Source organism: Cupriavidus sp. P-10 (assembly GCF_003402535.2).
Lineage (GTDB): Bacteria > Pseudomonadota > Gammaproteobacteria > Burkholderiales > Burkholderiaceae > Cupriavidus.
This window is the reverse complement of sequence record NZ_AP025170.1, coordinates 2217478-2239366: the sequence shown is the minus strand read 5'-3', so window position 1 is coordinate 2239366 and position 21889 is coordinate 2217478. Positions and strand designations below refer to the sequence as shown.

General features: G+C 64.7%; 18 protein-coding genes and 1 tRNA gene. 13 read left to right on the top strand and 6 right to left on the bottom strand.

Features of this window, described 5'->3' with window-relative positions; all coding sequences use genetic code 11:
* The first annotated feature begins 25 nt into the window (after nucleotides 1-25).
* The 8 genes from der (at nucleotide 26) to CTP10_RS10255 (ending at nucleotide 9262) form a co-directional block, all read left to right on the top strand.
* Complete coding sequence (gene der, locus CTP10_RS10290) at nucleotides 26-1369, top strand: ribosome biogenesis GTPase Der (RefSeq protein ID WP_116320392.1); 1344 nt, start codon at nucleotides 26-28, stop codon at nucleotides 1367-1369.
* Between the two features lie 212 nt (nucleotides 1370-1581).
* Nucleotides 1582-1821 carry an RNA chaperone Hfq gene (gene hfq, locus CTP10_RS10285; protein ID WP_116320393.1) on the top strand — a complete coding sequence of 80 codons (240 nt, stop codon included), beginning with the start codon at nucleotides 1582-1584 and terminating at the stop codon, nucleotides 1819-1821.
* 268 nt (nucleotides 1822-2089) lie between these two features.
* Nucleotides 2090-3340, top strand: a complete 1251-nt coding sequence (hflX, locus tag CTP10_RS10280) for a GTPase HflX (protein ID WP_116320394.1) — start codon at nucleotides 2090-2092, stop codon at nucleotides 3338-3340.
* A gap of 162 nt (nucleotides 3341-3502) precedes the next feature.
* Entirely contained in the window at nucleotides 3503-4861 is a 1359-nt protein-coding gene (gene hflK, locus CTP10_RS10275) for an FtsH protease activity modulator HflK (RefSeq protein WP_116320395.1), read from the top strand.
* Between the two features lie 11 nt (nucleotides 4862-4872).
* Nucleotides 4873-5781: a protease modulator HflC gene (gene hflC / locus CTP10_RS10270; protein WP_116320396.1), complete on the top strand. Its 909-nt coding sequence runs from the start codon at nucleotides 4873-4875 to the stop codon at nucleotides 5779-5781.
* A 194-nt stretch (nucleotides 5782-5975) separates the two neighbouring features.
* A complete protein-coding gene (locus CTP10_RS10265; RefSeq protein ID WP_116320545.1) occupies nucleotides 5976-7127 on the top strand; it encodes an ATP phosphoribosyltransferase regulatory subunit in 1152 nt (383 codons plus the stop codon).
* Nucleotides 7128-7212: 85 nt separating this feature from the next.
* Complete coding sequence (locus tag CTP10_RS10260) at nucleotides 7213-8553, top strand: adenylosuccinate synthase (protein WP_116320397.1); 1341 nt, start codon at nucleotides 7213-7215, stop codon at nucleotides 8551-8553.
* 139 nt (nucleotides 8554-8692) lie between these two features.
* Nucleotides 8693-9262, top strand: a complete 570-nt coding sequence (locus CTP10_RS10255; RefSeq protein WP_116320398.1) for a phosphoribosyltransferase — start codon at nucleotides 8693-8695, stop codon at nucleotides 9260-9262.
* A 60-nt stretch (nucleotides 9263-9322) separates the two neighbouring features.
* Here CTP10_RS10255 and CTP10_RS10250 read toward each other — a convergent pair whose 3' ends face one another.
* The 3 genes from CTP10_RS10250 to CTP10_RS10240 form a co-directional block, all read right to left on the bottom strand.
* Nucleotides 9323-9934 (bottom strand): NAD(P)-dependent oxidoreductase, encoded by a 612-nt coding sequence (locus tag CTP10_RS10250; protein WP_116320399.1) that lies wholly within the window; start codon nucleotides 9932-9934, stop codon nucleotides 9323-9325.
* Between the two features lie 70 nt (nucleotides 9935-10004).
* The gene (locus tag CTP10_RS10245) at nucleotides 10005-10451 is read right to left on the bottom strand and encodes an Rrf2 family transcriptional regulator (protein WP_116320400.1); all 447 of its coding nucleotides are present in this window, start codon (nucleotides 10449-10451) and stop codon (nucleotides 10005-10007) included.
* Between the two features lie 338 nt (nucleotides 10452-10789).
* A tRNA-Leu gene (locus tag CTP10_RS10240) sits at nucleotides 10790-10876 on the bottom strand.
* Between the two features lie 70 nt (nucleotides 10877-10946).
* Here CTP10_RS10240 and rnr point away from each other — a divergent pair.
* From rnr to CTP10_RS10225, 3 genes are all read left to right on the top strand, one after another.
* A complete protein-coding gene (gene rnr, locus CTP10_RS10235) occupies nucleotides 10947-13544 on the top strand; it encodes a ribonuclease R (RefSeq protein WP_116320401.1) in 2598 nt (865 codons plus the stop codon).
* Nucleotides 13545-13624: 80 nt separating this feature from the next.
* On the top strand, nucleotides 13625-14368 hold the full coding sequence (rlmB, locus tag CTP10_RS10230) for a 23S rRNA (guanosine(2251)-2'-O)-methyltransferase RlmB (RefSeq protein ID WP_116320402.1): 744 nt from the start codon (nucleotides 13625-13627) through the stop codon (nucleotides 14366-14368).
* 4 nt (nucleotides 14369-14372) lie between these two features.
* The gene (locus CTP10_RS10225) at nucleotides 14373-15149 is read left to right on the top strand and encodes an SIR2 family NAD-dependent protein deacylase (RefSeq protein ID WP_116320403.1); all 777 of its coding nucleotides are present in this window, start codon (nucleotides 14373-14375) and stop codon (nucleotides 15147-15149) included.
* Nucleotides 15150-15185: 36 nt separating this feature from the next.
* Here the strand turns inward: CTP10_RS10225 and tal are convergent, their stop codons facing one another.
* Complete coding sequence (gene tal, locus CTP10_RS10220) at nucleotides 15186-16142, bottom strand: transaldolase (RefSeq protein ID WP_116320404.1); 957 nt, start codon at nucleotides 16140-16142, stop codon at nucleotides 15186-15188.
* Nucleotides 16143-17447: 1305 nt separating this feature from the next.
* Between tal and ltrA the strand changes: the two genes are divergently transcribed.
* Nucleotides 17448-19148, top strand: coding sequence for a group II intron reverse transcriptase/maturase (gene ltrA / locus CTP10_RS10215; RefSeq protein WP_116320405.1), 1701 nt, complete (start codon nucleotides 17448-17450; stop codon nucleotides 19146-19148).
* A 121-nt stretch (nucleotides 19149-19269) separates the two neighbouring features.
* On the top strand, nucleotides 19270-19956 hold the full coding sequence (gene rpiA / locus CTP10_RS10210; protein WP_116320406.1) for a ribose-5-phosphate isomerase RpiA: 687 nt from the start codon (nucleotides 19270-19272) through the stop codon (nucleotides 19954-19956).
* A gap of 80 nt (nucleotides 19957-20036) precedes the next feature.
* Here rpiA and CTP10_RS10205 read toward each other — a convergent pair whose 3' ends face one another.
* Together CTP10_RS10205 and argA are read right to left on the bottom strand one after the other, a co-directional pair.
* Nucleotides 20037-20309 (bottom strand): oxidative damage protection protein, encoded by a 273-nt coding sequence (locus CTP10_RS10205; RefSeq protein WP_029046163.1) that lies wholly within the window; start codon nucleotides 20307-20309, stop codon nucleotides 20037-20039.
* A gap of 103 nt (nucleotides 20310-20412) precedes the next feature.
* A complete protein-coding gene (argA, locus tag CTP10_RS10200; protein ID WP_116320407.1) occupies nucleotides 20413-21888 on the bottom strand; it encodes an amino-acid N-acetyltransferase in 1476 nt (491 codons plus the stop codon).
* Nucleotide 21889: the final 1 nt, after the last annotated feature.

Here is a 21889-nt window from a genome sequence, read left to right as displayed (position 1 = left end):
GCCGGCCCCCGTTTCCGTTTATTGCATGAAACCAGTTATCGCACTTGTCGGCCGCCCCAATGTGGGGAAGTCGACGCTATTCAACCGCATGACCCGTTCGCGCGACGCCCTTGTCGCCGACCTGCCGGGCCTGACGCGCGACCGTCACTATGGCGAGGGGCGCGTCGGCGAGCGTCCGTTCATTGCCATCGATACCGGCGGCTTCGAGCCCGTGGTCAAGGAAGGCATCGTCGCCGAGATGGCCAAGCAGACCAAGCAGGCCGTGGTCGAGGCCGACGTGGTGATCTTCATCGTCGACGGCCGCCTGGGCCTGGCGCCGCAGGACCGCGCCATTGCCGACTACCTCCGCAAGACCGGCCGGCGCATCATGCTGGCGGTCAACAAGGCCGAGGGCATGAAGTACACGTCGGTCGCCGCGGATTTCTACGAGCTCGGCATGGGGGATCCGTACGCGATCTCCGCTGCCCACGGCGATGGTGTGCGCGAACTGGTCGACGAAGCGATCGAGCTGGCAGTGCAGGAGCGCCCGGAGCTGGCCGCGGAAGAGCCTGCCGACGGCAAGGGCGTCAAGATCGCCATCGTGGGGCGCCCCAATGTGGGGAAGTCCACGCTGGTCAACACGCTGATCGGTGAAGAGCGCGTGATCGCGTTCGACATGCCGGGCACGACCCGTGACGCCATCTACGTGGAATTCGAACGTGGCGGCAAGCCCTATACGCTGATCGACACGGCCGGACTGCGCCGGCGTGGCAAGGTGTTCGAGGCGATTGAAAAATTTTCAGTGGTCAAGACGCTGCAATCGATCGCCGATGCCAACGTCGTGATCCTGCTGCTGGATGCGCAGCAGGACATTTCCGAGCAGGACGCGCACATTGCGGGCTTTATCGTTGAATCGGGACGCGCGCTGGTGGTCGGAGTCAATAAATGGGACGGGCTGGACGGCCATGCCCGCGACCGCATCAAGCATGACCTCGAGCGCAAGCTGCAATTCCTGAGTTTTGCGAATTGCCACTTTGTGTCGGCGCGCGAGCGCACGGGCATCGGCGCGCTGATGCGTTCCGTCGACGACGCTTATGCCGCTGCCATGGTCAAGCTGCCGACGCCGCAACTGACGCGCGTGCTGCAGGAAGCTGTCGAATTCCAGCAGCCCAAGCGGGTCGGCGCGTCGCGTCCCAAGCTGCGCTATGCGCACCAGGGTGGCTCGAACCCGCCGATCATCGTGGTCCATGGCAATGCGCTGTCGGGAGTTGCGGAGACCTACCGGCGCTACCTGGAAAACCGTTTCCGTGCGGCCTTCAAGCTCAAGGGCACGCCCCTGCGCATCGAATTTCGTACGAACAAAAATCCGTACGCGGACTCGAAGGATTGAGTCCGGAATCGGATCCTTGGCGGGGCCAGTTTTCGTTTGCGTTCGTTTGGAACTGCGGCTAAATTCACGGTAGCAGGGGGTTCCCTGTGCATTGACGCCGACTTGGTACCGTTTTTTGATCTTTTTTCTGGCGCGTTTTTGCGCTGACTGACTTGAACCGGGGATTTCCATCCCCATCATTCACCACTAAACCTATAAATTTGGAGTGTGCCATGAGCAACAAAGGGCAACTGCTACAAGACCCGTTCCTGAACGCGCTGCGCAAAGAGCACGTGCCGGTGTCCATCTACCTCGTCAATGGCATCAAGCTGCAAGGCAATATCGAATCGTTCGACCAGTATGTCGTGCTGCTGCGTAACACCGTGACGCAGATGGTCTACAAGCATGCGATTTCCACCGTCGTTCCGGCGCGCGCGGTCAATTTCCGCGTGGATGAATCCTCCGAGAACTGATCTGCCTCGCGGCCGCACCAACCTGCGGCCGCTGACCCAAGGCATCGGTCCTGCGCCCCGTGGGGCTGCACCGATGCCCGGTACCGGCGCGCGAGCGCGGCCGGTGCCTGCCGGACCGGCGACGCATCCCGCCGCCGTGGCCTCCCGCCCGGTGCGGGTAGCCGTCCCGGCTGGGGACAGGGCAGGGCGTGACTTCCGTCGGCCATCCCCCTGAAACCATCGGAAAGCATTCCGCTTTTCCAAATTCCCAGCGCATTCGCGCCATCCCTTGGATCCCAGAGCTACTTCCAATACAGCCCCGTCGCGCGCCATCCTCGTCGGCGTCGATTTCGGCAAGCATGACTTCCAGGAAAGCCTCAGCGAGCTGGCCTTGCTGACTTCCACCGCCGGCTCGCTGCCAGTGCATACGCTGACGGGCCGTCGCTCGCGGCCGGACCCGGCGCTGTTCATCGGCTCGGGCAAGGCCGAGGAGCTGAAGGAAGCCGCCGACGCGCTCGATGCCGACGTGGTCGTGTTCAACCACGCACTCAGCCCGGCGCAGCAGCGTAACCTCGAGCGCTTCCTGAACCGCCACGTGATCGACCGTACCGGTCTTATCCTGGACATCTTCGGGCAGCGTGCGCAGAGCCACGTCGGCAAGGTGCAGGTCGAGCTGGCGCAGGTGCAGTACCGCGCTTCGCGGCTGGTCCGCGCGTGGAGCCACCTGGAGCGGCAGAAGGGCGGTATCGGCATGCGCGGCGGCCCCGGCGAGCGCCAGCTCGAACTGGACCGGCGGATGCTGGACGACCGCGCCAAGCGGCTCAAGTCAGACCTGTCGCGGCTGCAGCGCCAGCACAGCACGCAGCGGCGCGCGCGCGCGCGCAACGATACGCTCAGTATTTCGCTGGTGGGCTATACCAACGCGGGCAAGTCGACGCTGTTCAACGCGCTGACCAAGGCGCGCGCCTATGCGGCCGACCAGCTCTTCGCCACGCTCGATACCACCTCGCGCCGGCTGTTCCTGGACGGGCTGGGCAACGTGGTGCTGTCCGACACGGTCGGATTCATCCGTGACCTGCCCACGCAGCTGGTGGCGGCGTTCCGTGCCACGCTCGAGGAAACGGTTCACGCCGACCTGCTGCTCCATGTGGTCGACGCTTCCAGCCCGGTGCGCCATGAGCAGATCGAACAGGTCAACCGCGTGCTGGCCGAAATCGATGCTTCCGACATTCCGCAGATCGTGGTGATGAACAAGATCGATGCGGCGCCCGAACTGCTGGAGCAGGGCCCGCGCATCGAGCGCGATGAAGACGGCATTCCCACGCGGGTGTTCCTGAGCGCCCGCGAAGGTATCGGCACGGATGCGCTGCGCGAATCGGTGGTCGAGGTAGCCCAGTGGCTGGCCGGCCGTCCGCCGGAGCCCGCGCCATACGATCCGCGGCTGGGCGAGGCCCACCTTTATGACGACGGCAGCGACAGCGACGACTCGGACGGCGACGGCGCCGAAGGTGCCCAGGCGGTGGCCGGACGCAGGTCCTGAGCCGCGGTGGCGCGGCAGTTCAGCGCGACTTCGGTCCCGTGGCGGTGCTTCTGCCGCCCGGTTCAGAGGGCCTTTCCATGGATTGGTGGCGATTTGGGCAAATGTGGCGCAGATGACTGCTAGAATCCCCCTGTTACAAACTTCCCCGGACCCGTGCACTTCATGCCCCAGTTTCCCCGGAATGCTGATTCGAGCCTGACACCAGGCAGCCGCTCCGCGCCACGCGCGGGCTGGCAGCGCCTGCGCGCCATCTTCTCGCTGAACGATCCGCGCTGGGGTCGCAACGGTGACGACGACGACAAGAAGGACGGCCGCGACGACAACCGCCAGCAAAACCAGCGGCCGCAGCAGGATGGCGGTCCGCCGGACCTGGATGAGTTGTGGCGCGACTTCAACCGCCGTCTGAACGGCCTGCTGGGCCGCAAGGAAAATGGCGGTGGCGGCAACCAGGGCTTCGGCGGCCCGCGCACGCCGGGCAAGGGCTCAGGCGTGGGCGTCGGCGTGATCGTGGCCGCGGTGGTCGGCATCTGGCTGGCCAGCGGCTTCTTCATGGTGCAGGAAGGCCAGACCGCGGTGATCCTGCAGTTCGGCAAGTTCAAGTATTCGACCGGTCCCGGCATCAACTGGCGCATGCCCTGGCCGGTGCAGTCGGCGGAGATCGTCAACCTGTCGGCGGTGCGTTCGGTCGAGGTGGGCCGCTCCACGTCGATCAAGGACAGCAACCTGAAGGACTCGTCGATGCTGACGCAGGATGAGAACATCATCGACGTCCGCTTCACCGTCCAGTACGTCATCCAGGACGCCACCGAGTTCCTGTTCTTCAACAAGACCGACCGCGGCGGCGACGAAGAACTGGTGACCCAGGCGGCGGAGACCTCGGTGCGCGAGATCGTCGGCCGCAACAAGATGGACTCGGTGCTGTACGAGAACCGCGAACAGATCGCGCAAGGCCTGGCCAAGTCGATTCAGGCGATCCTGACGGCTTACAAGACCGGCATTCGCGTGCTTTCCGTGAACGTGCAGAGCGTGCAGCCGCCCGAGCAGGTGCAGGCCGCGTTCGACGACGTCAACAAGGCCAGCCAGGACCGCGAGCGCGCGATCAGCGAAGGCCAGGCCTATGCCAATGACATCATTCCGCGCGCCAAGGGTACCGCCGCGCGCCTGAAGGAAGAATCCGAAGCCTATCGCTCCCGCGTGGTGGCGCAGGCCGAGGGCGATGCCTCGCGCTTCCGCTCGGTGCAGACCGAATACGCCAAGGCGCCGCAGGTGACGCGCGACCGGATTTATCTTGAGACCATGCAGCAGATCTACAGCAATTCGACCAAGGTGCTGGTGGATGCGCGCCAGGGCAACAATCTCCTCTACCTGCCGCTGGACAAGCTGATGGCGCAGGGCCAGGGCGACGGCCGTGCCGCCGCGCCGGGGCAGCCGGGCGCCGGTACGCCGGCACCGGCTCCAGAGACTTCGCCGGATACCCGGTCGCGCGAATCGCTGCGCAACCGTGACCGCGACTCGCGCTGAGGAGACCCGTCATGAACCGACTGATTTCCTTCGCGATCGGCTTTTTCATCCTGCTGGCGGTGCTGTCCTCCATGCTGTTCGTGGTTGACCAGCGCCAGTACGCCGTGGTGTTCGCCTTCGGCGAGATCAAGCAGGTGGTGCGCGAGCCCGGCCTGCATTTCAAGTTGCCGCCGCCGTTCCAGAACGTAGTGTTCATGGACCGTCGACTGCAGACCATCGACGTGGCCGCCAACGAGCGCTTCCTGACCGCCGAGAAGAAAAGCATGGTGGTGGACTGGTTCGTCAAATGGCGCATCACCGATCCGCGCAAGTTCTTTGTCGCCTTCGGCGGCAACCTGCGCGGCGCGCAGGACCGCATGACCCAGCGCATCGACGCCGTGGCGCGCGAGGAGTTCGGCAGGCGTACCGTGGCCGATGTGGTCGCGGGCGAGCGCGAACAGGTGATGCAGGCCATCCGTAACGGCATGGTTGAATACGCCAAGTCGGTGGGCGTCGAGATCTTGGACGTCCGCCTCAAGCGTGTCGACCTGCTGCCCGCGATCAGCGAATCGGTGTATCGACGCATGGAAGCCGAGCGCAAGCGCGTGGCCAACGAGCTGCGTTCCACCGGCGCGGCCGAAGGCGAGAAGATCCGCGCCGACGCCGACCGCCAGCGCGAAGTGGTGCTGGCTGAAGCCTATCGCGATGCCCAGAAGATCAAGGGCGATGGCGATGCCAAGGCATCGCAGATCTATGCCGATGCCTTTGGCCGTGATCCGCAGTTCGCGCAGTTCTGGCGCAGCATGGAGGCGTATCGCAATACCTTCCGCGACAAGCGCGATGTGCTGGTGCTCGAGCCCAACTCTGAGTTCTTCCGCTATATGCGCTCCAGCGGCGGCGCCGCGGCGGCTGCCGCGGGCGGGTCCGGAGGCAAGCGCTAGCAACGTCGCTTGTCCGTGTGGCGAATTGACGAAACCCCGGCTTGCCGGGGTTTTGTCCGGCTGGAGCCATCATTGCCGAGTGATGGACCGGGCGCGCAGCGAGGCAAGACTGCGGCAACAATGTGCCCGGGCGTGGCCCGGCACCGCGGGCGCCGAGCCCGCGGGGTAACCGAATGACCGAGAAGAGATTCACCATGTCCAACCATTGGCTGCTGCCAGAAAACATTGCCGACGTGCTGCCGTCGGAAGCGCGCAAGATTGAAGAACTGCGCCGCCGCATGCTGGACCTGTTCCGCACCTACGGCTACGAGATGGTGATGCCGCCGATGCTGGAGTACCTGGAGTCGCTGCTGACCGGAACCGGCCATGACCTGGACCTGCGCACGCTCAAGCTGGTGGACCAGCTGTCGGGCCGCACCATGGGCCTGCGCGCCGATATCACGCCACAGGTCGCGCGCATCGACGCCCACCTGCTGAACCGCCCGGGCGTGACCCGCCTGTGCTATGCCGGCAACGTGCTGCACGCGCGCCCGGCGGGCTTCCATGCCACGCGCGAGCCGATCCAGATCGGCGCCGAGATCTACGGCCACGCCGGCCTTGAAGCCGACGTCGAGATCCAGGAGCTGATGCTGGCGGCGCTGCAGGCGGCAGGGCTGTCGGAGATCCGCATCGATCTGTGCCACGCCGGCATCCTGGAAGCGCTGCTGGCCGGGCTGCCGTCGATCCGCAAGATCGAGGATGCGCTCTTCGCCGCGCTCGAAACCAAGGACGTGCCCGCGCTGCGCGAGCTGACCGTGGGCATGCCGCAAACGGAACGCGATGCGCTGCTGGCGCTGCCGACGCTGTACGGCGGGGTGGAAGTGCTGGACCGCGCCCGCGCCACGCTGCCGGCAAGCCCCGCGATCGGCCGCGCGCTGGACGAACTGGCCGCGCTGGCGGTGCAGGTGCGCGGTGCCAGCGTCAATATCGACCTGTCGGACCTGCGCGGTTATCACTATCACAGCGGCGTGATGTTCGCGGCGTACGTGGCGGGCTTGCCCAACTACGTGGCCCGTGGGGGGCGATATGACAAGGTGGGCGAAGCCTTCGGCCGCGCCCGGCCGGCGACGGGTTTTTCGCTCGACCTGCGCGAAGTGGCGTCGCTGTCACCGGTAGAAGTGCGCGCCCAGGCGATTTTCGCGCCCTGGGACGCGGATCCGGCACTGCGCGCCGCCATTTCGGCGCTCCGCGCCGCCGGCGAGATCGTGATCCAGTCGCTGCCGGGCCATACCCACGAGCTCGATGAATTCAACTGCGATCGCCAGTTGGTGCGCCAGGATTCCGGTTGGGCCGTGGTGCCGCGCTGACGCCGGGCGAGCAATCCCGGCCAAAAATCGGGAATCGCCCTGCAACAAGAGTAGAATACGTTTTTAACCTATTGACCAAAGCAATATGTCCGCATCCGCAGTAGGCCAGGGACGCAATGTCGTCGTGATCGGCACCCAATGGGGTGACGAAGGCAAAGGAAAAATCGTCGATTGGCTTACCGACCATGCAAAGGGCGTGGTGCGGTTCCAGGGCGGCCACAACGCTGGCCACACCCTGATCATCGGCGGCAAGAAGACCATTCTCCGCCTGATCCCGTCGGGCATCATGCGCGAAGGCACGATCTGCTACATCGGCAATGGTGTGGTGCTGTCGCCCGAGGCGCTGTTCCGTGAAATCGAAGAACTCGAAGCTGCCGGCCTGCAGGTGCAGAGCCGCCTGCGCATCTCCGAAGCGGCAACGCTGATCCTGCCGTACCACGTGGCCATCGACAAGGCACGCGAAGCCCGTCGCGGCGCGGCCAAGATCGGCACCACCGGCCGCGGCATCGGCCCGGCCTATGAAGACAAGGTTGCCCGCCGCGCGCTGCGCGTGCAGGACCTGTTCGACCCCGAGCAGTTCGCCGAGCGCCTGCGCGAGAACCTTGACTACCACAACTTCATGCTGACCCAGTACCTGGGCGCTGAAGCCGTGGACTTCCAGCAGACGCTGGACGATGCGCTGGCCTTCGCGCCGCGCCTGGCCCCGATGGTGGCCGACGTCTCGGCCGAGCTGTACGCGGTCAACGCCGCCGGCGGCAACCTGATGTTCGAAGGCGCGCAAGGCACGCTGCTCGACGTGGACCACGGCACCTATCCGTACGTGACCTCGAGCAACTGCGTGGCCGGTGCGGCCGCCGCGGGCGCCGGCGTGGGTCCGGGCCGCCTGAACTACATCCTGGGCATCACCAAGGCCTACTGCACGCGCGTGGGCTCGGGCCCGTTCCCGAGCGAGCTGTACGACAACGACAACCCGCAGCGCCAGGATCAGGTCGGTGTGCGCCTGGCCAATGTCGGCAAGGAATTCGGTTCGGTCACTGGCCGTCCGCGCCGCACCGGCTGGCTGGATGCCGCCGCGCTCAAGCGCTCGGTGCAGATCAACGGCGTGTCGGGCCTGTGCCTGACCAAGCTGGACGTGCTGGATGGCCTGGACAGCATCAAGCTGTGCGTCGGCTACACGCTCGACGGCTCGACGGTCGATATCCTGCCGCGCGGCTCCGACGCCGTGGCGCGTTGCGAGCCGGTCTACGAGGAATTCCCGGGCTGGAACGAGTCGACCTTCGGCGTGAAGTCGTGGGACGCGCTGCCCGAGGCGGCCCGCGTCTACCTGAAGCGCGTAGAAGAAGTGGTCGGCATCCCGATCGACATGATCTCGACCGGCCCGGACCGCGACGAGACCATCCTGCTGCGTCACCCGTACAAGGCCTGACCTGGCAACCAGCAGCACGACGTAGTGCCGCGGCGCCACGAACGCCGCGGCCTGCAGACAGACCATCGGCCCGCGCAAGCGGGCCGAGCCTTATTGGCTATCCGGGCCAACCGGCCACGAAGATATCAAGAGCAAAACGATGAACCTGCCAACCAACGACGAAGAGAACCTGTGGGTCTCGTGGGACGAATACCATCGCCTGATCGCACGCCTGTCGCTGAACGTGCACGAGTCGGGCTGGAAGTTTGACAAGATCCTGTGCCTGGCGCGCGGTGGCCTGCGCGTGGGCGACCAGATGTCGCGTATCTTTGACGTGCCCCTGGCGATCCTGGCCACCAGCAGCTATCGGGAAGCAGCCGGCACTCAGCAGGGCGACCTGGACATCGCGCAATACATCACCATGACGCGCGGCGACCTGTCGGGCAAGATCCTGCTGGTCGACGACCTGGTTGATTCGGGCATTACGCTGGAACGCGTGGGCCGTCACCTGAAGGAGCGCTATCCGGCGGTGACCGAGGTGCGCTCGGCGGTGCTGTGGTACAAGGCCTGCTCGAAGATCGAGCCTGACTACCATGTGACGTTCCTGCCGTCGAACCCCTGGATCCACCAGCCGTTCGAAGAGTACGACACGCTGCGCCCGCACAACCTAGGCGCCTGGCTCAAGCGCGGCAAGCGGGCCAGCCTGCTCGACGACGACGCGAGCGCCTGAGCGCTGCCCCGTCCCATCCGTGCCCGCGGCGCCCGCCGCGCGGCACGGGACCGGAAGGCGTCAGTAGCCGACCGTGTAACGCTGGCGCGAATGCGTTGGCTTTTCGATCTCGTCGAGCATCGCAATCGCGTAGTCCTCCATCGAGATCCAGCTCTTGCCCGCGCCATCGCTCAGCAGGGCTTCCTCGCCAATACGGAACTTCCCGGTGCGCCCGCCCGGCTCGAACAGCGCCGACGGCGACAGGAAGGTCCAGTCGATCTGTTGTTCACCGCGCAATGCGTTGAGGAAGTCGCGGCCAGCCAGGGCTTCAGGCTTGTAGGCCTCGGGGAAAGCCGGCGTGTCGACCAGTTGCACATTCGGTGCCACATACAGGCTGCCGGCACCGCCCACCACCAGCAGTCGAGGCACGCCGGCCTGGCGCACGGCCGAGGTGACCTGCTGCGCGTTCAGTTGCGCGAAGCGCGCCGTGCTGATGACGACGTCATTGCCTGCCAGCGCCGCCGCGAGTGCGGCACCATCCGTGCCGTCCACGTCTTTGGCGATCAGGCCGGCGCGTTCCGGCAACCGGCTTGCCTGGCGCGAGATGGCGGTCACCTGGTGGCCGCGGCGCAGGGCTTCGTCGATCAGGCGCGTGCCGACGCGCCCGGTGGCGCCGATGATTGCGATATGCATGGTCACTCCTTCTTTACTGGGTGGCAGAGTCAATGTGAAACCAATTTGGTTACACATATGGGTAAAAAAATCAGCGCTTGCGGCGCTGGCCGGCGCCTTCGCCGGCGCCTTTGACATCGGCGAGCATACCGGCAATGGTGATGCCGGCCAGCGTGTCATCCATGGCCGCCTGGGCACGGTTGGCAACCTTGCGCAGCGCGCCGGTGATTTCGCGGCCGACCAGGCAGGCCGGGTTCGGCGCGCTCTGGTGCAGCGTGATCAGCGCGGTGGTTTCCACCGCGCGGAACACTTCGAGCAGCGTGATCGATGCGGCCGGACGTGCCAGCGTGGCGCCGCCGGTGCTGCCCATGGTGGTGCTGACCAGGCCGGCTTCGGCAAGCTGGCCTACGAGCCGACGGATCAGGGCGGGGTTGGTGCCGACGCTGCCGGCGATCATCGACGACGGCACCGGTTCCTCGGAACTGGCCAGCAGGGTAAGGATGTGGACCGCTACGGCGAACCGGCTGCTCGTGCTCATGGTGTCGTGGGTAATATGAAACCATGATAGTTACATATCATGGCCGCTGTCAACGTCGATGGCGCCGGGGTGGGGACGCGATATGGTGGCCGCCGGAATGCCGGAATCGCCACTGAAGCTGTTACACTCCTCGACATTGCCGGACCAATGTGGTTTGGTTGCCGCGCATGGCACTGTGCGCGGTTTCAAGGACGGGAAAAACCCCGTACGCTCACGTATGACACTGCGGCAAGTTGCCGCCAAGCAAGGAGTGGAAGTTGCCGGATCTGGTACGCCAACAAAGCGCCAAAAACAAAAAACCCGCAGGGCTCGAAAGCGCTGCGGGTTTCCCGGTGATCTGGTGCCCAGGAGAGGACTCGAACCTCCACAGTGTTGCCACCGCTAGGACCTGAACCTAGTGCGTCTACCAATTCCGCCACCTGGGCAGGTGTCGAAACAACCGAAGCGCTCATTATAGAGAGCGCGAGAATTTTGTCAAATAGTTTCCAGAAAAAATTGAATCAGAACAACTATCCGATCCCCAGCCGGGAAGAAATCCTGGGCGTGCTGAGAACGTCGGGATCTCCGCAGTCGGCAGGCGATATCGCCAAGGCCCTGTCGGTCACGCGCAAGGAGCATGACGGCTTCCAGAAGCGCCTGGCGGCGATGGAACGCGACGGCCAGATCGAACTGAACCGCAAGGGCCGCTATGAACTGGCCAACCAGCCCAACTTTGTCACTGGCCGCGTGCAGGGCCACCGCGACGGTTTCGGCTTCCTGATCCGCGACGATGGCGAAGACGATATCTTCCTGCCCGAGCGCGAGCTGCAGAAGGCCATGCACAACGACCGCGCGCAAGTGCGCGTGGTGGGCTACGACCGCCGTGGCCGGCCCGAAGGGCAAATCGTCGAGATCATCGAGCGCGCCAACCGCTTCGTGATCGGGCGGCTGCTCAGTGAAGGCGGCGTGCTGGTGGTCGCGCCCGAGGACAAGCGCATCAGCCAGGACATCCTGATTCCGCCCAAGGCGCAGGGCAAGGCGCGCGTGGGGCAGGTGGTCAGTGTCGAGCTGATCGAGTATCCCGACCGCTATGTGCAGCCGGTGGGCCGCGTGGTGGAAGTGCTCGGTGATATCGACGATCCGGGCATGGAAATCGAGATCGCGGTGCGCAAGTACGGCGTGCCGCATGCCTTCTCGCCCGCGGCGGCGCACGAAGCCTCCGCGCTGCCCGACGAGGTGCGCCAGGCCGACCTGGACCACCGCATCGACCTGCGCGACATCCCGCTGGTTACCATCGACGGCGAAGATGCGCGCGATTTCGACGATGCGGTCTACTGCGAGCCGGTCAAGATCGGCCGTGCCAAGGGCTGGCGCCTGATCGTCGCGATCGCCGACGTGTCGCACTACGTGCGCCCCGGCACGCCGCTGGACGGCGATGCGCTGGACCGTGCCACGTCCGTGTACTTCCCGCGCCGCGTGATCCCGATGCTGCCGGAGAAGCTGTCCAACGGGCTGTGCTCGCTCAATCCCAACGTCGACCGGCTGTGCATGGTCTGCGATGCGGTGCTTACGGCCAAGGGCGAGCTCAAGGGCTACCAGTTCTATCCCGCGGTGATGCACTCGACCGCGCGCCTGACCTACAACGAGGTCTGGGCGGTGCTGTCCAACACCAAGGGTCCCGAGGCGCACAAGCGCGCCGAACTGGTGCCGCACCTGCAGAACCTGTACGAGCTGTTCCAGGTCCTGCTCAAGGCGCGGCGCGAGCGCGGCGCGATCGACTTCGACACCACCGAGACCTATATCGTCTGCAACGCGCAGGGCAAGATCGAGCAGATCCTGCCGCGCACCCGCAACGATGCGCACCGGCTGATCGAGGAATGCATGCTGACCGCCAACGTGTGCGCGGCGGACTTCCTCGAGCGCTTCAAGCACCCGGCGCTGTACCGCATCCACGCCGGCCCGAGCGAAGAGAAGCTGAAAAACCTGCGCGAGTTCCTGAAGACCTCGGGTCTGTCGCTGGGCGGCGGCGACAAGCCGCAGGCGTCCGACTATGCGGAGGTGATGGACAAGATCAAGTCCCGCCCCGATGCGCCGATGCTGCAGACCATGCTGCTACGCTCGATGCAGCAGGCGGTGTACAGCCCCGACAATATTGGCCACTTCGGCCTGGCGTACGAAGCCTACGCGCACTTCACCAGCCCGATCCGCCGCTATCCCGACCTGCTGGTGCACCGCGCGATCAAGGCGGTGCTGGCGCATACCAAGTACCAGCCCGCGTTCGCCCACGGCACCGAGCTGAACACCGCGATCTCGCCCAAGGCACGCCGGCTGCAGGCCAAGGACGCCGAGCAGAAGGCGGAGCTGACCGCCGCGCGCGCGAAGCGCAACGAGGCCATCTGGGACGAGCTTGGCCTGCATTGCTCGGCCAACGAGCGCCGTGCCGACGAGGCTTCGCGCGATGTCGAGGCCTGGCTCAAGTGCTACTTCATGCGCGACAAGCTGGGCAGCGATTTTGCCGGCACCGTCAGCGCCGTGACGTCGTTTGGTATCTTCGTCCAGCTCGACGAACTGTACGTCGAAGGGCTGGTCCACGTGACCGAACTGGGCAGCGATTACTTCCAGTACGACGAGGCCCGCAACGAGCTGCGCGGCGAGCGCACCGGCATCCGCTATCGCCTGACCGACCGCGTGCGCGTGCAGGTGTCGCGTGTGGACCTGGATGCACGCAAGATCGACTTCCGCCTGGTGCAGGAGCCGTCGGCCCGGACGCTGCGTGCGCGCGCGACCGGCACCGACACCCAGCCGCGCGTCCCGGCCGCCCACGCGGTGCCGGCGCGCAAGAAGGGCCGCCAGCTGGCGGCGCTGCTGGGCGGATCGTCCAAGCCGGAAGAGTCGTTCGACGAGACGCTCGACCGCGTCATCGAAGAGCAGCCGGTCTTCGAAGCGGTGATCACGCCGCTCAAGCCGCACGTCAAGACCGGCGGCAAGCCGGCCAAGCGCGCGGCCAAGCCCAAGCCGGCGCACCTGGAGAAGCCGCGCAAGCCGGCTTCCAAGTCGCACCCCGCCAAAACGGCCGGCAAGTCGGCCGCCAAGCGCACTCCGCGCAAGCGTTAAGGCGAGTTAAGGAGAGTTGAGGCCAACCGCCGTCCCCCCGCATGCGTGGGGACGGCGGGCGGGCGAGTACAATCGCGCCCATGGCTAAACAAAAACTCCTGATCGGCTTCCACGCCGTGACCGCGCGCCTGCGGCAAGATCCCAAGGGCGTGTCGGATATCTACATCGAATCCGCCCGCCGCGACCGGCGTATGCAAGACTTTGTCCGACTGGCTGAAAGCCTGGGCGTGCGCCTGCATCCGGTCGACGCCGAGCGCCTGCGCGGCATGGCCGGCACCGACCGCCACCAGGGCGTGGTGGCGCGCGCCGAGGACGTGGCGCTGGCGCTGAACCTGGACGAACTGCTGGATGGCATCGAAGGCACGCCGCTGCTGCTGGTGCTCGACGGCGTCACCGACCCGCACAACCTGGGCGCTTGCCTGCGCGTGGCCGACGGTGCCGGCGCGCACGCGGTGATCGCGCCCAAGGACCGCAGCGTCGGCCTCAATGCAACCGTGGCGAAGGTGGCCAGCGGCGCAGCCGAGACCGTGCCGTATATCACCGTGACCAACCTGGCGCGCACGCTGCGCGAGCTGCAGGAACGCGGCATCTGGGTGATCGGCACTGCCGACGGCACCGAAAAATCCCTCTACGACATCGACTTCAAGGGCCCGACGGCGATCGTGATGGGAGCGGAAGGCGAGGGCATGCGCCGCCTGACGCGCGAGACCTGCGACGAACTGGTCGGCATCCCGATGGCCGGCGGCGTCGAGAGCCTCAACGTTTCGGTGGCCAGCGGCGTCTGCCTGTACGAAGTGGTGCGCCAGCGGCGCCTGCCGCGCTGAAGCCATGGTGGCCGATCCGCTACGCCCCACGTCTGAGCCCTGGCCCGGGATGGAGCAGGCGCGTCGGCTGATCGCGCAGGCGCGCAGCATCTTCGTGCTGACCGGCGCCGGCATTTCCGCCGAGTCGGGCGTGCCGACCTTCCGCGATGCGATGACGGGCCTGTGGGAACGGTTCAATCCGGAGGAACTGGCCAGCGAAGAGGCCTACCGGCGCCAGCCCGAACTGGTGTGGGAGTGGTACTTGCACCGGCGCGCGCTGGTCGCTGCCGCGCATCCCAATCCGGCACACCACGCGCTGGTGGCGCTGGCCGCGCAGAAGAACGTCACGCTGGTAACGCAGAACGTTGATGGCCTGCACCAGCGCGCAGGCAGCCAGCATGTGATCGAGCTGCATGGCAACCTGTTCGCCAACAAGTGGCTGGATGGGTGCGGGCGCTGCGACGAAGCGAGCGCGCTGCCCGGCATGCCGCCTCGCTGCCACTTGTGCGGCGCGCTGATGCGCCCGGGCGTGGTGTGGTTCGGCGAAGACCTGCCGCGCGTGGCGCGCTTCCGCGCCGAGCATGCGGCGGAGACCTCGGACCTGTGCCTGGTAGTCGGAACGTCGGGATTGGTTTATCCCGCTGCCGCGCTGCCGGGGCTGGCGAAGGAGCACGGCGCGCCCGTCATCGTGATCAACCCGCTGCCGTCCGCGCTGGACCAGACCGCGGACCTCATGGTGCAGGCGGCGGCAGGCGCCTGCCTGCCGCTGCTGTGGCCGCAGCCGGGCGCTGAGCCGGACTGAGCCGGACTGAGCCGGCCCCGTCGGCTTACCTGGCGCTTATCTGGCAATCTCGCCGATCAGCTTCTCCAGCTTGACCGCATCCGCCGCGAACAGGCGGATGCCTTCGGCCAGCTTCTCGGTGGCCATTGCCTCTTCATTCAGCTGCCAGCGGAACGATGCCTCGTCCGCCGCGATGCGGGCGATATTGGCGGCCTGAGCCTGGTCGACCGATAGCTTGCGCTCGGCAGTGCCCTGGCCGGAAGCCAGTTGCTCCAGCAGTTCCGGGCTGATGGTCAGCAGGTCGCAGCCGGCCAGCGACAAGATCTGCGCGGTGCTGCGGAAGCTGGCGCCCATCACCTCGGTCGGGTAGCCGAACTTCTTGTAGTAGTCATAGATCTGCCGCACCGAGCGCACGCCCGGGTCGTTGTCACCACCGTTGGCGACCGGGTCCCATTGCTCGCCGGCCTGCTTCTTGTACCAGTCGAAGATGCGGCCGACGAAGGGCGAGATCAGCTGCGCGCCGGCCTCGGCGCAGGCCACCGCCTGCACCAGCGAGAACAGCAGCGTCATGTTGCAGCGGATGCCGTCGCGCTGCAGGATCTCGGCCGCGCGGATGCCTTCCCAGGTGGACGCGATCTTGATCAGCACGCGCTCGCGCGCGATGCCGCGCTGCTCGTACAGCTGGATCAGGTGGCGGGCCTTGTTGACGGTGGCGGTGGTGTCGAACGACAGGCGCGCGTCGACTTCGGTCGAGACGCGGCCCGGCACGATCGCCAGGATCTCGCAGCCGAAGGCGATCAGCACTTCGTCCATCACCGCATCGACGCCGCCGTTGCCGTGATGGTCCTGCACCGCCTTCTCCAGCAGGTGCCGGTATTCCGGTTTCTGCACGGCCTTCAGGATCAGCGAGGGGTTGGTGGTCGCGTCCCGCGGGGTGTATTGCTTCATCAGCTGGAAGTCGCCGGTGTCGGCCACTACCGTGGTGAACTGCCTGAGTTGTTCGAGCTGGTTCATGTCGCTTTGTCGTTGACGCTGAGTTGGCGCTGAGTTGGCGCTGAATCGTTGGCGATTCGGTTTGCGGTGGCGGGGCGGCAAGCGCTGGCCCCGGCCGATCCATTGTACCGCCGGTGGCGGGGTATGCCGCTCTATCCGCTACACTATGCGTTTCCGTGCGACACGCACTCTCGTGTCCGGGTAGCTCCAACGTAAGGAGCATCGACCTTTGTTGGGACAAGGATTGGGCCTCGGCCCGATCCGTCCAATCCCAACCATTACTTGCTTAGACAAGCCTGGCCGGTAAAGCCGGGGGAGTCCATATGTTGTGCGAAGGCCGGTGTACTGGCTGACGCATAGCTTGCTTTTGCTGGATGAATTTCCAGCCATTGCCCAAGGGCGGGGACGCTCGCCTTTGGGCGAGTTCTCTGTAACGCCCCCTCCACGGAGGGAGCGGGCCGGTATGCAACGGCAGTTTTGTTGCGTAAACGCCACATAGCTTTAAACCGGTCCGGATTGGACCGGCGCTACGCCATTGGGACGGTGTTTGACCCTCGCAAGAGCTCGGCCATCGTCAAGTGCTCGCCCGTATGGGAGCACATGAGTAAGGAAGTGAGGTCCCGGAGCCGAAGGCTCCATGCGTTATTGTTCGGTCGAGTACGCCCGTGAGGGTGCCTCGATAGAGAACCTACCATGCGACTGGTAGTAGCCTAGGGAGACATGCGTCACTGGCAACGGTGAGGTGTGAAGCTCTTCTGACAATGTAGCCCCCGCAAGGGTGCTCAGGGACCGTGAGGTCCCTGGGTAGCAGACCGAAGTAGCATCGGTCGAGGAGCTAGGCTGACTGGTAAGGGCAACATATGTGAACTGCTGATAAACGTCGTGAATAGTACGGTGCTTACGCTACTAAGTGGCACTAACCAAAATGGTATGTGGTCGGTTATCTCGCTGGAAACTCGGGATACGTCGTCAATAGACCATCGGCGAAGAGGCAGGTCCTAACCCGGTCTTGTAACGCGTGGGGAACGTGGTAAGCCCGTATGGTTGCCGGAGTGCTGTACGACTCAGGCAGGCGAACCGTAAGGAACGCTGTCGGCTGTGCGGGTATGGGAGGTTGGAAAAAGCGAATGCCGGGCTGTAACGGTCCGGATAGGGGTTGAAACATCATCCCACGCGAAAGCGGGCAGACTTCCAACTGGTCTTCTCGTCGCAAGACGGCTGACTAAACTCGCTTGTTTAAACTTTCTTCCCTTGAGGGGCAACCTGTCCCTCAAGGGGCATGTTGTCTTTCGATGTTGGGGAGGATCCTCAAGATAGGAGGGCAGCATGGAAGCATTGATCCGCAAGGATGAATCTGCGCCTTCCGGCGTACCAGAGAGATGGGGCGACATTGATTGGCGCCGCGTCGACCGGAACGTTCGGGTGATGCAGATTCGAATTGCGAAGGCAACACAGGAAGGGGATTGGCGTAGGGTGAAAGCCTTGCAAAGGTCCTTGACCCGCTCGTGGTCCGCCAAGGCATCGGCGGTAAGGCGAGTGGCGATGAACCAAGGTGCGCGGACGGCGGGAGTCGATCGCGTAAAGTGGGAAACGTCTGAAACCCGGTGGGAAGCCATCGGGAGGTTGAAGCGTCGGGGGTATAGGCCACTGCCTTTACGGCGGGTCTACATCCCCAAGTCGAACGGGAAGAAACGCCCTTTGGGCATTCCGACCCTACACGACCGAGCCATGCAAGCGCTGTATCTGCTGGCGCTGGAACCGGTGTCCGAAGGGACGAGCGACCCGAACTCTTACGGGTTTCGGATCAATCGCTCGACTCATGATGCCATGGTCCAGCTATTCGTATCCCTATCCCAGAAGGCTTCGGCCCAATGGGTGCTGGAGGCGGATATCAAGGGGTGCTTTGACCATATCAGTCACGACTGGCTGGAACGCAATGTCCCAATGGACAAAGCAATCCTTCGGAAGTGGTTGAAGGCTGGCGTGGTATTTCAGGGCCAGTTTCAGGCGACCGACGCTGGAACACCGCAGGGAGGCATCATCTCCCCGACTCTGGCAAATGTGGCACTGAATGGATTGGAGCGACAACTGGAGGAGTTCTTCCGAACTAAGCTGGGCGTCGCGAAAACTAAGAAGCTCAAAGTGAATGTTGTGCGCTATGCGGACGACTTCGTGATCACCGGCAATACGCCGGAGGTGTTAGAAAACGAAGTGAAGCCGTGGGTAGAACGGTTCCTCGCAGTACGGGGGTTGACGCTATCGACGGAGAAAACGCGGATCGTCAATATCGCTGACGGCTTTGACTTTCTGGGGTGGAATTTCCGGAAGTATTCGGGAAAGCTGCTCATCAAGCCAGGCAAGAAGAACGTGAAAGCGTTCTACAGCAAGGTGAAGGAGGTCATCGGTGCAAACAAGACGGTCAAGCAGGAGAAATTGATTCGACTGCTGAACCCGATGCTAAGGGGCTGGGCGCAGTACCACTGCCCGGTGGTAGCGAAGGCGGCGTTCTCCCGAATGGAGAACCTGATTTTTCGGGCTCTATGGAGGTGGGCAAAGCGGCGACATCGAGGGAAAAACTCCGAATGGGTGCGAAAGAAGTATTACGCCTCAGTTGGGGATCGGAACTGGGTGTTCGGAACCACTGCTGTGAACAAGGCAGGTGAACGCTACTGGATGGAGTTGTATTCGATTCCGAGTACGCTCATCCGGAGGCACAAGAAGGTGCGGGCGGACTACCATCCGTTCGACCCGGCGCAGGAGATGTATGGCGAGAAATTGCGGCAGGAACGCATGGCAGATCGCATGTCGTACCGAAAGCAATGGGCAAAGCTGTACGTTTCTCAGCGAGGCTTGTGCGCGGTGTGTCAAGGCGCGTTGACCGACGAGACTGGATGGGATGACCATCACATCGAACCCCGAATTCTCGGGGGTTCAGATGCTCTAGGAAATCGCGTATTGCTGCACCCCGATTGCCATGTCCAAGTTCATCACTACGGTAAAATCGCTGTGAAACCGGTGCTTGAATAAGTTCAAGTACTTTGTAAAGGCTTGAGCCGTATGCGGGGAAACTCGCACGTACGGTTCTTAGGGGGGAGGGGTCCAGTAATGGACTTCTCCTACCCTCCCCCAACGCAATCTGGCTGTTGTCATGACTCAGGATGAACTCAAGGCGTTGGTGGCGCAGGCCGCCGCCGACTATGTGAAGCAGGAAGTTCCCGAAGGCGCCGTGCTGGGCGTGGGCACCGGCTCCACCGCCAACCTCTTCATTGACGCCGTGGCGGCGTTCAAGGAGCGCTTCGCGGGTGCCGTGTCGAGCTCCGAGGCTTCCACGCGCCGCCTGCAGCAGCACGGGTTCAAGGTGCTGGACCTGAACGAAGTCGACGAGATTCCGGTATATGTCGACGGTGCCGACGAGATCGATGCCAGCGGCGCCATGATCAAGGGCGGCGGCGGCGCGCTGACGCGCGAGAAGATTGTGGCCTCGGTGGCGAAGCGCTTTGTCTGCATCGCCGACGGCAGCAAGCTGGTCGGCACCATGGGGGCCTTCCCGCTGCCGGTCGAGGTGATCCCGATGGCACGTGCGGCGGTCGCGCGCAAGCTGCAGGCGCTGGGTGGCCAGCCGAAGCTGCGCATGACGAAGGAAGGTGGCATCTACACGACCGACAACGGCAATGTGATCCTGGACGTCGTAGGCCTGAAGATCGACGATCCGCGCGGGCTTGAGCAGACCATCAACCAGGTGCCGGGCGTGGTCACCGTGGGCCTGTTTGCCTTACGTGGCGCGGACGTGCTGCTGCTCGGCACCGGCGACGGTGTGCAGCGCACGGACTACTGATCCGACGCATCGGCCGGTTGAAACGGCCCAGCAAAAAGGGGTGCCTCGGGCACCCCTTTTTTCGTTGACGCGGTCCGGAATCAGGACTGCGGCGGCACGTAGCCCTGCGCCTGGTCGGCGCCTTCGCCGAAGAAGTACTTTTCGGTTTGCTTGATCAGGTACTGGCGGGCGCGTGTGTCGGCCATGTTGAGGCGGTTTTCATTGATCAGCATGGTCTGGTGCTTGAGCCAGCCGGCCCACGCTTCCTTCGACACGCTCTGCCAGATCTTCTTGCCCAGTTCGCCGGGCAGCGGCGGGAAGTCGAGGCCTTCGGCTTCCTTGTTCAGCTTGATGCAATGGACCATTCGGGCCATGGGGGACTCCTTGTTCGTTCGTTAGACTGAGCTCAGGGCGCTGGCGCTATTGTAGCCAAGCAAGGCGGCTCGCCGCGGCGAGGCGGCCATTGACCCTACGCCGTCACAGTTTTTTCATCAGCACCATCGACTTGCGCTGCCAGTTGTAGAGCTTGCGCTTGTCTTCGGGCAGGTCGTCGACGGTGGCGTGGACGAAGCCGCGCTTGAGGAACCAGTGTTCGGTGCGCGTGGTGAGCACGAACAGCTTGTCCAGGCCCAGCGCGCGCGCGCGGCGTTCGATGCGCTTGAGCAGGCGCTCGCCGTCGCCGGTGCCCTGCGCCTCGGACGACACCGTCAGGCAGGCCATTTCGCCCATGTTCTCGCGCGGGTAGTCATAGAGCGCGGCGCAGCCGAACAACACGCCATCGTGCTCGATCACCGAGAAATTGGAGATATCGCGCTCGATCAGGTGGCGTCCGCGCGGCACCAGCGTGCCATCCTGCTCCAGCGGCGCAATCAGTTGCAGGATGCCGCCGACGTCGTCCAGCGTGGCTTCGCGCAGGCTTTCCAGGTCGGTATCGGAAAGCATGGTGCCGACGCCATCGTGCAGGAACAGCTCCAGCAGCACCGAGCCATCCAGCGAATACGGGATCAGATGCGCACGCGGCACACCGCCCTTGAGCGCCTTGACCAGGTGGTGCAGGTAGTCGGCAACGTCGGGCGGCAAGTGGTTGTTCTGCAGGCGCTCCACGGCCGTGCGCAGCGACATTTCCGGCATCAGCTTGCCGACCGCGTCGGGCACGCCCGGCACCTCGGTAATGAAGATCAGCTTGTCGGCCTTGAGCGCGGTGGCGGTGGCGCTGGCCACGTCTTCCATCGAGAGGTTGAAGGCCTGGCCGGTCGGCGAGAAGCCCAGCGGCGACAGCAGCACCACCTTGCCGTGCGACAGCGACATGCGCACCGACTCGGCGTCGATCTTGCGCACCAGCCCGGTGTGCTGGTAGTCGGTGCCGTTGACGATGCCGACCGGGCGCGCGGTGACGAAGTTGCCGGAAATCACCGACAGCTGCGCGCCGGCCATCGGCGTATTGGGCAAGCCCTGGCTGAATGCGGCCTCGATGTCCAGGCGCAGCTCGCCGGCGGCTTCCTTGGCGCATTCGAGCGCGGCGTTATCGGTGATGCGCACGCCGTCAACGAATTGCGACTCGACATGGCGCAGCGCCAGTTGTTCTTCCACCTGCGGACGCGAACCGTGCACCAGCACGATCTGCATGCCCATTGCATGCAGCAGCGCCACGTCGTTGACCAGTGCGTTGAGCACGCCCGACTTGACCAGTTCGCCCGCGAAGGCGATCACGAAGGTCCTGCCGCGGAAGGCATGGATATACGGCGCCACCATGCGCAGCCAGTCGACGAACTGCTGGTGGTCGGGGCCGCCGCGCTCGATGGCGTCGGCGCCCGCCGGCACCGGTGCGGTGGCGGGCTCGGTGGAAGGCGGGGCAGGCGGGGGGAGCTCGGCCGTGGCGGGCGGCTCCGCCGCCGTGGCGGCTGCGGTGTCGGTCGAGGTCGCCGGCTGCGGCGTATCGGTTCTTGCGTTCATC

Coding starts and splice junctions, on each gene's coding strand:
- CTP10_RS10205 (WP_029046163.1), bottom strand. CDS start 20,309: ATGGCCCGAATGGTCCATTGCATCAAGCTGAACAAGGAAGCCGAAGGC.
- CTP10_RS10250 (WP_116320399.1), bottom strand. CDS start 9,934: ATGCATATCGCAATCATCGGCGCCACCGGGCGCGTCGGCACGCGCCTG.
- rpiA (WP_116320406.1), top strand. CDS start 19,270: ATGACTCAGGATGAACTCAAGGCGTTGGTGGCGCAGGCCGCCGCCGAC.
- CTP10_RS10265 (WP_116320545.1), top strand. CDS start 5,976: ATGTCCAACCATTGGCTGCTGCCAGAAAACATTGCCGACGTGCTGCCG.
- argA (WP_116320407.1), bottom strand. CDS start 21,888: ATGAACGCAAGAACCGATACGCCGCAGCCGGCGACCTCGACCGACACC.
- CTP10_RS10255 (WP_116320398.1), top strand. CDS start 8,693: ATGAACCTGCCAACCAACGACGAAGAGAACCTGTGGGTCTCGTGGGAC.
- ltrA (WP_116320405.1), top strand. CDS start 17,448: ATGGAAGCATTGATCCGCAAGGATGAATCTGCGCCTTCCGGCGTACCA.
- der (WP_116320392.1), top strand. CDS start 26: ATGAAACCAGTTATCGCACTTGTCGGCCGCCCCAATGTGGGGAAGTCG.
- tal (WP_116320404.1), bottom strand. CDS start 16,142: ATGAACCAGCTCGAACAACTCAGGCAGTTCACCACGGTAGTGGCCGAC.
- hfq (WP_116320393.1), top strand. CDS start 1,582: ATGAGCAACAAAGGGCAACTGCTACAAGACCCGTTCCTGAACGCGCTG.
- hflK (WP_116320395.1), top strand. CDS start 3,503: ATGCCCCAGTTTCCCCGGAATGCTGATTCGAGCCTGACACCAGGCAGC.
- CTP10_RS10260 (WP_116320397.1), top strand. CDS start 7,213: ATGTCCGCATCCGCAGTAGGCCAGGGACGCAATGTCGTCGTGATCGGC.
- hflC (WP_116320396.1), top strand. CDS start 4,873: ATGAACCGACTGATTTCCTTCGCGATCGGCTTTTTCATCCTGCTGGCG.
- rlmB (WP_116320402.1), top strand. CDS start 13,625: ATGGCTAAACAAAAACTCCTGATCGGCTTCCACGCCGTGACCGCGCGC.
- CTP10_RS10225 (WP_116320403.1), top strand. CDS start 14,373: ATGGTGGCCGATCCGCTACGCCCCACGTCTGAGCCCTGGCCCGGGATG.
- CTP10_RS10245 (WP_116320400.1), bottom strand. CDS start 10,451: ATGAGCACGAGCAGCCGGTTCGCCGTAGCGGTCCACATCCTTACCCTG.